Source organism: Kitasatospora sp. NPDC085464, assembly GCF_044541955.1.
Lineage (GTDB): Bacteria > Actinomycetota > Actinomycetes > Streptomycetales > Streptomycetaceae > Kitasatospora.
Window position 1 is genome coordinate 37,584 of record NZ_JBITTM010000007.1, and the last position, 11,614, is coordinate 49,197.

The 11,614-nt window shown below is 75.2% G+C and carries 2 protein-coding genes (1 of these 2 running past the window's edge); both read left to right on the plus strand.

The window, feature by feature from the left end:
- On the plus strand, positions 1-1,397 hold the end of the coding sequence (locus ACIGG8_RS08035) for a type I polyketide synthase (RefSeq protein WP_396546491.1). The gene continues 26,545 nt to the left of window position 1, outside the view; 1,397 of the gene's 27,942 nt are visible here — the last part of the coding sequence; its start codon lies beyond the left edge, outside the window; the stop codon is at positions 1,395-1,397.
- Between the two features lie 10 nt (positions 1,398-1,407).
- Entirely contained in the window at positions 1,408-11,592 is a 10,185-nt protein-coding gene (locus ACIGG8_RS08040) for an SDR family NAD(P)-dependent oxidoreductase (RefSeq protein ID WP_396546379.1), read from the plus strand.
- Positions 11,593-11,614 lie beyond the last annotated feature (22 nt).

Genomic DNA, 11,614 nt, shown 5'->3' on the forward strand with positions numbered 1-11,614 from the left:
AACTGGCCGTCCGGCCCACCGGCGTCCTCGTCCGCCGCCTGGCCGCCACACCGGGCGGGTCCGCGAGCGACCCGACGAGCTGGGACCCGACCGGCACCGTCCTGATCACCGGCGGCACCGGGGCACTCGGCGGCGAGGTCGCCCGCAGCCTCGCCGCCGCCGGGGCCCGGCACCTCGTGCTGCTGAGCCGCCGCGGCCCGGACGCCCCCGGCGCGACCGAGCTCCGCCGGGAACTCACCGCGGCCGGAGCGACCGTCACCCTCGCGGCCTGCGACGCGGCCGACCGGGAAGCGCTGGCCGCCGTCCTGGCCGCCGTGCCCGCCGAGCACCCGCTGACGGCCGTCGTCCACGCCGCCGGCGTGCTCGACGACGGCGTCATCGACGGCCTCACCCCCGACCGGTTCGAGGACGTCTACCGCGCCAAAGCCACCTCGGCCCTCCTGCTCGACGAGCTGACCAGGGACCACGACCTCGCCGTGTTCGCCCTGTTCTCCTCCGCCTCCGCGGCCGTCGGCAACCCCGGCCAGGGCAACTACGCGGCCGCCAACGCCGTCCTCGACGCCCTCGCCGAACGCCGCCGCGCCGACGGACTCGCCGCCACGTCCCTCTCGTGGGGCGCCTGGGCCGGCGGCGGCATGGCCGCCGACGCCCGGGCCGGCGAGGCCGCCCGCCGCACCGGCATCCGGCCGCTCGACCCGGCCGTTGCCGTCGCCGCGCTGCGCCGCGCCGTCCTCGACACCGCGCCGACCACGCTGGTCGCCGACGTCGACCCGGACCGCTTCGTCCGGGCCTTCACCGCCGTCCGCCCGAGCCGACTGCTCGCCGACCTCCCCGGCTACGCCGACCCGCAGGGTCCGGGTGGGGACAACGCCAACGGTCGCGAGCTGCGGGCCGAACTGGCCACGCTCAGTCCGGCCCGTCGCTCCGCCGCCCTCCTCGGGCTGGTGCGCGGCCGCGCGGCCGAGGTGCTCGGACTGCCCGGCACCGAGGCCGTCGGCCCCGAGAAGGCCTTCCGCGACCTCGGGTTCGACTCGCTCGGCGCGATCGAGCTGCGCAACCGGCTCGGCGCCGCCACCGGCCTCGACCTGTCCCCGACGCTGGTCTTCGACCACCCGAGCCCGACCGAGCTCGCCGAGCACCTGCTCGGCCTGCTGTTCGAGGGCGACGGCGGGGCCGGAACGGACGGCTCGGACCCCGAGCGCGCCCGCCTGCGGGCGCTCTTCGAGTCCGTCCCGCTGGACCGCCTGCGGCGCAGCGGCGTGCTGGACGCGCTGCTGAGGCTCGCCGACGGTTCGCCCGCCCAGGAACCCGACGGCACCGACGCGATCGACGCGATGGACCTGGACGACCTGGTGCAGGCCGCCCTGCGCAACGACCCCGACCACGCCCAGGACTGACGGAGCACCCATGACCACGCCCCACGACAAGGTAGTCGCCGCTCTCCGGTCCTCGATGAAGGAGACCGAACGGCTGCGCACGCAGAACCGTCGACTCCTGGCCGCGGCCGCCGAACCCGTCGCCGTCATCGGCATGGGCTGCCGTTACCCCGGCGGCGTTGCCTCGCCCGAGGACCTCTGGGACCTCGTGGCAGGCGGCACCGACGCCACCGGCGGCTACCCGGCCGACCGCGGCTGGGACCTCGGCGCCCTGGCGGACGCCGGCGTCGACGAGCGCGGCACCCGCGTCTCGCGGCGTGGCGGCTTCCTCGACTCGGTGTCCGGCTTCGACGCCGACTTCTTCGGCATCTCGCCCCGCGAGGCCGTCTCCACCGACCCGCAACAGCGCCTGCTGCTGGAGACCTCGTGGGAGGCGTTCGAGCGGGCGGGCCTCGACCCGACGGCGCTGCGCGGCAGCCGTACCGGTGTCTTCCTCGGCACCAACGGCCAGGACTACGCGTACCTGCTGGTGCGCTCCCTGGCCGATGCCACCGGCGACATCGGCACCGGCATCGCCGCCTCGGCCCTGTCCGGCCGCCTCTCCTACACCCTCGGGCTGGAGGGCCCGGCGGTCACGGTCGACACCGCCTGCTCGTCCTCTCTGGTCGCCCTGCACTGGGCGGTCCAGGCGCTGCGGGCGGGCGAGTGCACACTGGCGGTTGCGGGCGGCGTCAACGTGATGGCGACGCCCGGCGCGTTGCTGGAGTTCAGCCGGCAGGGCGGGCTCGCCTCGGACGGGCGCTGCAAGGCGTTCGCGGACGGCGCCGACGGGACGGGCTGGTCGGAGGGTGTCGGCGTCCTGGTGTTGGAGCGGCTCTCGGACGCCCGCCGCAACGGGCACCGCGTCCTCGCGGTCGTCCGGGGCTCGGCGGTGAACCAGGACGGCGCGTCCAACGGTTTCACGGCACCCAACGGCCCTTCCCAGCAGCGGGTGATCCGCCAGGCCCTGGCCGCCGCCGGACTGTCGGCCGCTGAGGTCGACGCCGTCGAGGGTCACGGGACGGGGACGCCGCTCGGCGACCCGATCGAGGCCCAGGCCCTGCTCGCCACCTACGGGCAGGGGCGGGAGGACGGCCGGCCGCTCTGGTTGGGCTCGATCAAGTCCAACCTCGGCCACTCCCAGGCGGCGGCCGGCGTCGCGGGCGTGATCAAGATGGTGCAGGCGATGCGGGCGGGCGTGCTGCCGAAGACGCTCCACGCAGATGCGCCGTCCTCGCGCGTGGACTGGTCGGCGGGCTCGGTGCGGCTGCTGACGGAGGCGCGAGAATGGCCGGGGGTCGAGCGGCCCCGCCGGGCGGGGGTGTCCTCGTTCGGGATCAGCGGCACGAACGCGCACGTGATCGTCGAGGAGGCTCCGGCGGAGGACGCTTCCGGGGCGGATCCCTCGGTCGTGCCGGGTGTGGTGCCCTGGGTGGTCTCGGCGAAGTCGGAGGCCGCGCTGGACGCACAGGTGGAGCGGCTGACCGGGGTCGGGGGCTCTACGGGGGATGTGGGGCTGTCGCTGGCGGGGCGGTCGCGGTTCGGGCACCGGGCGGTGCTGGTGGACGGGGCCGAGGTCGCGCGCGGGTTGGCGGGGGAGCGGTCGACGGCGTTCCTGTTCTCGGGGCAGGGATCGCAGCGGCTGGGGATGGGGCGGGAGTTGTATGCCCGCTTCCCGGTGTTCGCCGAGGCGTTCGATGCGGTGTGTGCGGAGTTCGAGCCGGGCTTGCGCGAGGTGGTGTGGGGCTCGGACGAGGAGCTGATCGACCGGACGGAGTACGCCCAGGCGGGGTTGTTCGCGGTCGAGGTGGCGTTGTTCCGGCTGCTCGAATCGCTGGGCGTGGAGGCGGAGTTCGTGGCCGGGCACTCGATCGGTGAGGTGGCTGCGGCGCATGTGGCCGGGGTGTTCTCGCTGGAGGATGCCTGCACGCTGGTGCGTGCCCGTGGCCGGCTGATGCAGGCACTGCCGGAGGGCGGCGCGATGCTGGCCGTGCAGGCGACGGAGGATGAAGTCCGGCCGCTGCTGGGTGAGTTCGTGTCGATCGCGGCCGTCAACGGCCCGACCTCCGTGGTCGTCTCCGGTGTCGAGGAGGCCGTCGAGGAGATCCGCGCGCACTTCTCCGACCGCAAGACGACGCGGCTCAGGGTCTCCCACGCGTTCCACTCGTCGCTGATGGATCCGATGCTGGCGGACTTCCGCGAGGTCCTGAACGGCCTGTCCTACAGCGCCCCTTCGATTCCGGTTGTTTCCAACCTCACCGGCGCTCTGGGTGCGGACCTCACCACCCCCGACTACTGGGTGCGCCACGTCCGCGAGACCGTCCGCTTCGCCGACGGCGTCCGCGCCCTGCACGAGGCCGGCGCCACCGCCTTCGTCGAGGTCGGCCCCGACGGCGTCCTCGCCGCCCTCGCCCAGCAGGACCCGGACGCCCCCGCGCTCCCGCTGCTGCGCCGTGACCGGCCCGAGGAGCACACCCTGGTCACCGCGCTGGCGCGGCTGCACGTCGTCGGCGTCCCGGTCGACTGGACGCGGCTGTTCGACGGCACCGGCGCCCGCCAGGTGGAGCTGCCCACCTACCCGTTCCAGCACGAGCACTACTGGCCCGCTCTGGGCAGTGGTGTCGGCGACGTGACCGGCGCCGGCCTGCTGGCGGCGGACCACCCGCTGCTCGGGGCGGCCGTGCCGCTCGCGGGCACGGACAGCGTCGTCTTCACCGGGCGGCTCGTGCCCGGCACCGTGGCGGCGTGGGAGGGCGACGCGGAGGTCTTCCCGTCGTCCGGGTTCCTGGAGCTGGCGATCCGGGTCGGCGACCACGTCGGCTGCGACCGGGTCGAGCGGCTCGCCGTCACCCGGCCGCTCGCCTTGGGCGGCGCGGGCGGCGGCACGACGCTCCAGGTCCGGGCAGGCGCGCCGGACGGGTCGGGTGCGCGGACGGTGACCTTCTTCTCGCGCCCCGACGGCGGGCTCGACGAGCTCTGGACCGAGCACGCGGCCGGGGTGCTGACCACGGGAGCGCGCGCCGCCGACTTCGACGCGGCGGTCTGGCCGCCGACCGGCGCCGCCGTGGACGGTCCCGGTGTCTGGCGGGGCGGCGAGGAGACCTTCGTCGAGGCCGGGCTCCCGGCCGAACTGGCGGGCTCGGCGGCCGGGTTCGGTCTGCACCCGGCGTTGCTGGCCGCCGTCCTGCGGGCGGACGGCCGAGGGCTCGTGCCGGTGGCGTGGTCCGGGGTGTCGCTGCACGCCACGGGTGCCACGGTGGCGCGGGCCCGGCTGACGAGGACGGGCGCGGACACGCTGTCGCTGGTCCTCGCCGACGCGGCGGGCGAGCTCGTGCTGTCGGCGGAGTCCGTGGAGCTTGGCGAGCCGGCCGCTGCTTCCCACGGGGCGAACGGGTCGCTGCTGCGGCTGGAGTGGGTCGCGGCTGCGCCCGCCCGACCGGTGAGCGCCCGGTCCGTGACGCTGGGCGTGGAGGCCGCGGAGCTGTCGGAGCTCGGCGGCGAGGTGCCCGGCGCTGTGGTGGTTCCGGTGACGGGTGGTTCGACGCCGGAGGCCGTGCACGAGGTGGCGGCGTGGGCGTTGGGCCTGGTGCAGGAGTGGCTGGCCGAGCCGCGTTTCGCGGACGCGCGCCTCGTCTTCGTCACGCGGGGTGCCGTGGCGGGCGGCGAGGTCGCGGACCTGGCCGGCGCTGCCGTGTGGGGCCTGGTGCGGGCGGCGGAGTCGGAGAACCCGGGCCGGTTCGTCCTCGTGGACGCGGACGGTGAACTGCCGCTGGACGCAGTGCTGGCGACCGGCGAGTCGCAGGTGCTGGTCCGCGCCGGAGCCGTGCGGGTGGGCCGGCTGGCCCGGGTGGCGGGCGGCGGGTCGTCCGCGGGCTGGGGCTCGGGGACGGTGGTGATCACGGGTGGGACGGGTGGTCTGGGCCGTCTTGTCGCGCGGCATCTGGTGGTGGAACACGGCGTCCGGGACCTGTTGTTGCTGAGCCGGCGTGGTGGCGTCGGTGCGTGGCTGGAGGAGCTGCGGGAGCTGGGTGCGCGCGTCGAGGCGGTGGCGTGTGACGCGGCCGACCGGGAGGCGCTCGCGGAGGCGCTGCGCGGCCGGAAAGTCACGGGTGTGGTGCATGCGGCCGGTGTGCTGGACGACGGCGTCGTGAGCGCGCTGACGCCCGAGCGGCTGTCGGGCGTCCTTCGCCCGAAGGTGGACGCGGCGTGGAACCTGCACGAGCTGACCGAGGACCAGGACCTGAAGGCCTTCGTCCTGTTCTCGTCGATCTCCGGTGTGCTGGGCAGCGCCGGGCAGGGCAACTATGCGGCGGCCAACGTCTACCTGGACGCGCTGGCGCACTGGCGCCGCCACCGGGGTCTGCCCGCCCAGTCCCTGGGCTGGGGCGCCTGGATGCCCACCGCCGGCATGACCGGGACGCTCTCCGAGGCTGACCTGCACCGTATCCACGCCTCCGGAGTCCCGCCCCTCACCGAGGAGGACGGTCTCGCCCTGCTCGACGCGGCCATGGCCGTCGACGAGCCGTACCTGGTCGCGACCGGCCGCATGGCCGCCGGCGCCCGCCCGCGCGGCGAGGTGCCCACGATGTTCCGTGCGCTCCTGCCCACCGCGCGCCGTACCGCCGTCAGCACCACGGGCACGGGCGCCGCGCTCGCCGCCCGTCTCACCGAGCTGCGCGAGACCGACCGGCTGCGCCACGTCGTCGACCTCGTCCGCGCGGAGGCCGCCGGCGTCCTCGGCCACGCCTCGGGCCAAGCGGTCGCCCCCGGACGGGAGTTCCGGGACCTCGGATTCGACTCCCTCACCGCGATCGAGCTGCGCAACCGCCTCGCCGACGTCACCGGGCTCCGGCTCCCGGCGACCATGGTCTTCGACTACCCGACCCCGCACGCGCTCGCCGCGCACCTCCTCGGGGAACTCCTCGGCGAAGAGGACGACGTGGTGACTCCGGAGGCCGCCACCCGCGCCGACGCCGGGGACCCGATCGCGATCGTCGGCATGGCCTGCCGCCTGCCCGGCGGAGTGCGGACACCCGAGGACCTCTGGCGGCTCCTGAGCGATGGCCGCGACGGCATCACCGACTTCCCGACCGACCGAGGCTGGGACCTCGACGCACTGTTCGGCACCGGCCACGGCGTGAGCGCCACCCGCCAGGGCGGCTTCCTCGCCGGCCTCGGGGACTTCGACGCCGGCTTCTTCGGGATCTCGCCGCGCGAGGCTCTCGCGATGGACCCGCAGCAGCGCCTGCTGCTGGAGACGTCCTGGGAGGCGTTCGAACGGGCGGGCATCGACCCGACGGCGCTGCGCGGCAGCCGCACCGGCGTCTTCGTCGGCACGACCGGACAGGACTACGCCTCGCTGGTGATGAACTCCCGGGACGAGGTCGAGGGCCACGCGAGCACCGGGCTGGCCAACAGCGTGATCTCGGGCCGGGTGTCGTACTGCTTCGGCCTGGAGGGCCCCGCGCTGACGATCGACACCGCGTGCTCCTCCTCGCTCGTGGCGATGCACCTGGCCGCGCAGTCCCTCGACAGCGGTGAGTGCACCCTGGCGCTGGCCGGCGGCGTGACCGTCCTGTCCACGCCGATGAGCTTTCTCGGCTTCACCCGCCAGGGCGGACTGGCCACGGACGGGCGCTGCAAGGCGTTCGCGGACGGCGCCGACGGGACGGGCTGGTCGGAGGGCGCCGGTGTGCTGGTGCTGGAGCGGCTCTCGGACGCCCGCCGCAACGGGCACCCGGTCCTGGCCGTCGTTCGCGGCTCGGCCGTCAACCAGGACGGTGCGTCGAACGGCCTGACGGCGCCCAACGGCCCGTCCCAGCAGCGGGTGATCCGCCAGGCCCTCGCCAACGCGGGGCTTTCGCCCGCCGAGGTCGACGCCGTCGAGGCGCACGGTACGGGGACCACGCTGGGCGACCCGATCGAGGCCCAGGCGCTGCTCGCGACCTACGGCCAGGACCGCGAACGGCCGCTGTTCCTCGGCTCGGTGAAGTCCAACCTCGGGCACACCCAGGCGGCGGCCGGGGTCGCGGGCGTCATCAAGATGGTGGAAGCCATGCGCGCGGGCGTGCTGCCGAAGACGCTGTACGTCGACGCGCCGTCGTCGCACGTCGACTGGTCGACAGGCGCGGTGGAGCTCCTGACGGAGGCGCGCGACTGGCCGGAGGCCGGTCACCCGCGCCGGGCCGGGGTCTCGTCGTTCGGGATCAGCGGGACGAACGCCCATGTGATCGTGGAGCAGGCGCCCGTGGTGGATCAGGCCGGGGAGCCGGGCATCGTGCCGGCTGTCGTGCCGTGGGTGGTCTCGGGAGTGTCGGAGGCCGCGCTGGACGCGCAACTGGCCGGACTCGCGGGGGCGGCCGGTTCGCCGCTGGACGTGGGGCTGTCGCTGGCGGGGCGGTCGCGGTTCGCGCACCGGGCGGTGCTGCTGGACGGCACCGAGGTGGCACGCGGAGCGGCGGGAGAGCGCAGGCTCGCGCTGCTGTTCTCGGGGCAGGGGTCGCAGCGGTTGGGGATGGGGCGGGAGTTGTATGCCCGGTTCCCGGTGTTCGCGGCGGCGTTCGATGCGGTGTGTGCGGCGATGGACGTGCCCTTGCGCGATGTGGTCTGGGGCTCGGACGAGGAGCTGATCGACCGGACCGAGTACGCCCAGGCCGGGTTGTTCGCGGTCGAGGTGGCGTTGTTCCGGCTGCTCGAATCGCTGGGCGTGGACGCGGAGTTCGTGGCCGGTCACTCGATCGGTGAGGTGGCGGCCGCACACGTGGCCGGGGTGTTCTCGCTGGAGGATGCCTGCACGCTGGTCCGTGCCCGCGGCTGCCTGATGCAGGCGCTGCCGTCGGGTGGCGCGATGCTCGCGGTGTCGGCGACGGAGGACGAAGTCCGGCCACTGCTGGGTGAGTTCGTGTCGATCGCGGCCGTCAACGGCCCGACCTCCGTCGTCGTCTCCGGCGCCGAGGGAGCTGTCAAGGAGATCCGCGCGCACTTGACCGACCGCAAGACGACGCACCTGCGGGTCTCGCACGCGTTCCACTCGCCGCTGATGGATCCGATGCTCGACGGCTTCCGGGCCGTCCTCGACGGGCTGACCTACCACGCGCCTTCGATCCCCGTCGTCTCCAACCTGACCGGCGCCCTCGCCGACCCCGACGATCTCCGCACCCCCGACTACTGGGTCCGCCACGCCCGCGAGGCCGTCCGCTTCGCCGACGGGATCCGTACCCTCGACGCCGCCGGCGCGACGGACTACCTGGAGCTCGGTCCCGGCGGCGTCCTCACCGCCCTCGCCGCACAGAATCTGGACGAGGGCGCCGACCGCGTCGCGGCTGCCGCGCTGCGCCCCGGCCGGCCGGAGGAGGGCGCCCTGCTGACCGCACTCACCCGCCTCCACGTCGTCGGCGTCCCCGTCGACTGGGCCCGGGTCTTCGACGACACCGGCGCCCGGCGGGTCGACCTGCCGACCTACGCCTTCCAGTACGAGCGCTACTGGCCCACCCCGGCCGCGCGCACCGGTGACGTGACCGGCGCGGGCCTGCGGCCGGCCGAACACCCGCTGCTGGGCGCGGTGGTCTCCCCGGCCGACTCGGGCAGCGTGCTGCTGACCGGCCGACTGTCGGTCAAGGCGCAGCCGTGGCTGGCCGACCACCGGGTGGCCGGCGTCGCCGTGTTCCCGGGGACCGGGTTCCTGGAGCTGGCCGTCCGGGCCGCGGACCAGGTGGGCTGCGACCGGGTCGAGCGGTTGACGCTCGCCGATCCGCTCGTGTTGCCCGAGGACGGCGCCGTCGTCGTCCAGCTGGTGGCCGGCGCCCCGGACGAGGCCGGGACGCGTCCGCTGAGCTGCTACGCCAGGCCGGAGGACACGGTGGACGGTGCGTGGATCTGCCACGCCACCGGCACGCTGGCCATCGGCGAGCGCGAGGGCGGCTTCGACGCCTCCGTGTGGCCCCCGGCGGACGCGGTGGCCGTGGACCCGGAGTCCTGCCACGAGCCGCTGGACCACGGCCCGGCGTTCCGCACTCTGCAGGCCGTGTGGCGGCGGGGCGACGAGGTGTTCGCCGAGGCGGTCCTGCCGGGCCGGGCCGAGGATGCGGCACCGTACGGGCTGCACCCGGCGCTGTTGGAGGCGGCCGTCCAGATCGCGGCCCTGACCAGGGCGGACGACGACGGGCGGCTGGTGCCCGTTGACTGGCGCGAGGTGGCGCTGCACGCGGCCGGCGCGACCGTCGTCCGGCTGCGGGTCGCCCCGGCCGGCGCGGACGCGGTCGAGGTCGAGGTCGTGGACGCGGCGGGCGGGCCCGTGCTGTCGGCGGGGTCGCTGACGCTGGGCGAGCCGGCCGCCGTGGCCGGGCGGGCCGGGCCGGCCGGGGCGCTGCTACGGCTGGACTGGGTGGACGTCCCGGCGCGTGCCACCGGGCCGGCGCGGGCACTCACGCTGGGCGAGGACGTGCCGTCGCTCGCCGACCTGACCGGCGAGGTGCCGGACATCGTGCTCGTGCCCGTGGCGGGCGGCGAGTCGCCCGAGGCCGTGCACGAGGTGACGGCGTGGGCGTTGGGCCTGCTGCAGGAGTGGCTGGCCGAGCCGCGTTTCGCGGACGCGCGTCTGGTGTTCACGACCCGGGGCGCGGTGCCGGGCGGCGAGGTCGCGGACCTGGCCGGCGGAGCGGTCTGGGGCCTGGTGCGGGCGGCGGAGGCGGAGAACCCGGGCCGGTTCGCCCTGCTCGACGTCGAGCGAGAGTCGGATGTGACGGCGGCACTGCCCGCTCTCGGGGCACAAGCGGACGGTGGAGACTTCCAGTTCACCGCCTACGCCGGAGCCGTGCGGGTGGGCCGGCTGGCCCGGGTGGCGGGCGGCGGGTCGTCCGCGGGCTGGGGCTCGGGGACGGTGGTGATCACGGGTGGGACGGGTGGTCTGGGCCGTCTTGTCGCGCGGCATCTGGTGGTGGAACACGGCGTCCGGGACCTGTTGTTGCTGAGCCGGCGTGGGGGCGTCGGTGCGTGGCTGGAGGAGCTGCGGGAACTGGGCGCCGACGTCGAGGTCGTGGCGTGTGACGCCGCCGACCGGGAGGCGCTCGCCGAGGCCCTGGACGGCCGGACGATCACGGGTGTGGTGCATGCGGCTGGTGTGCTGGACGACGGCGTCGTGAGCGCGCTCACCCCCGAGCGGCTGTCGGGCGTCCTTCGCCCCAAGGTGGACGCGGCGTGGAACCTCCACGAGCTGACCGAGGACCAGGACCTGAAGGCCTTCGTCCTGTTCTCCTCCATCTCCGGCGTGCTGGGCAGCGCCGGGCAGGGCAACTACGCGGCGGCGAACGTCTACCTGGACGCGCTGGCGCACTGGCGCCGCCGGCAGGGCCTGCCCGCCCAGTCGTTGGGCTGGGGCGCCTGGGTGCCCACGGCGGGCATGACCGGGACGCTCTCCGAAGCCGACCTGCACCGCATCCACGCCTCCGGAGTCCCGCCCCTCACCGAAGAGGACGGTCTCGCCCTGCTCGACGCCGCCATGGCCGTCGACGAGCCCTACCTCGTCCCCATCGGCCGTGCCTCCGGCCCGGCCCGGATGCCCGGCACCGTGCCCGCGCTGCTGCGCGGCCTCGTCCGCGGCGCCCGCCGCGTGGCCGAGCCCACCGGCGCCCGCAGTGGCGCGGTGGCCGCGCTCGCCGCCCGCCTCACCGAGCTGCGGGAGACCGACCGGCTGCGCCACGTCGTCGACCTCGTCCGCACCGAGGCCGCGGCCGTTCTCGGCCATGCCTCGCCGCAGGCCGTCGCCGCCGACCGGGACTTCCACGACCTCGGCGTGGACTCCCTCACCGCACTCGAACTGCGCAACCGCCTGACGGCCGTCACCGGCCTGCGCCTCCCGGCGACGCTGGTCTTCGACCACCCGACGTCCACCGTGCTCGGCACCCACCTGCTCGGCGTGCTCCTGGACGAACAGGACGCCGCGGACGGCACCGCGCTGCTCGGTCAACTCGACCGCCTGGACGCGGCCCTGGCGGACACCGACACCGACGAGGCGACCCGCAACGCGGTCTCGCTCCGGCTGCGCCGAATGCTGGAGAAATTGCGAAACCAGGACGCGCAGAATGCCGAGGACGTCATCGCGGAGCGGCTCGAAGCGGCGAGCGCGGACGAGGTCCTCGCCTTCATCGACAACGAGCTCGGCCGTCTGAGCGACCGCTGAGAACCGCTGAGAGACCCGCCTC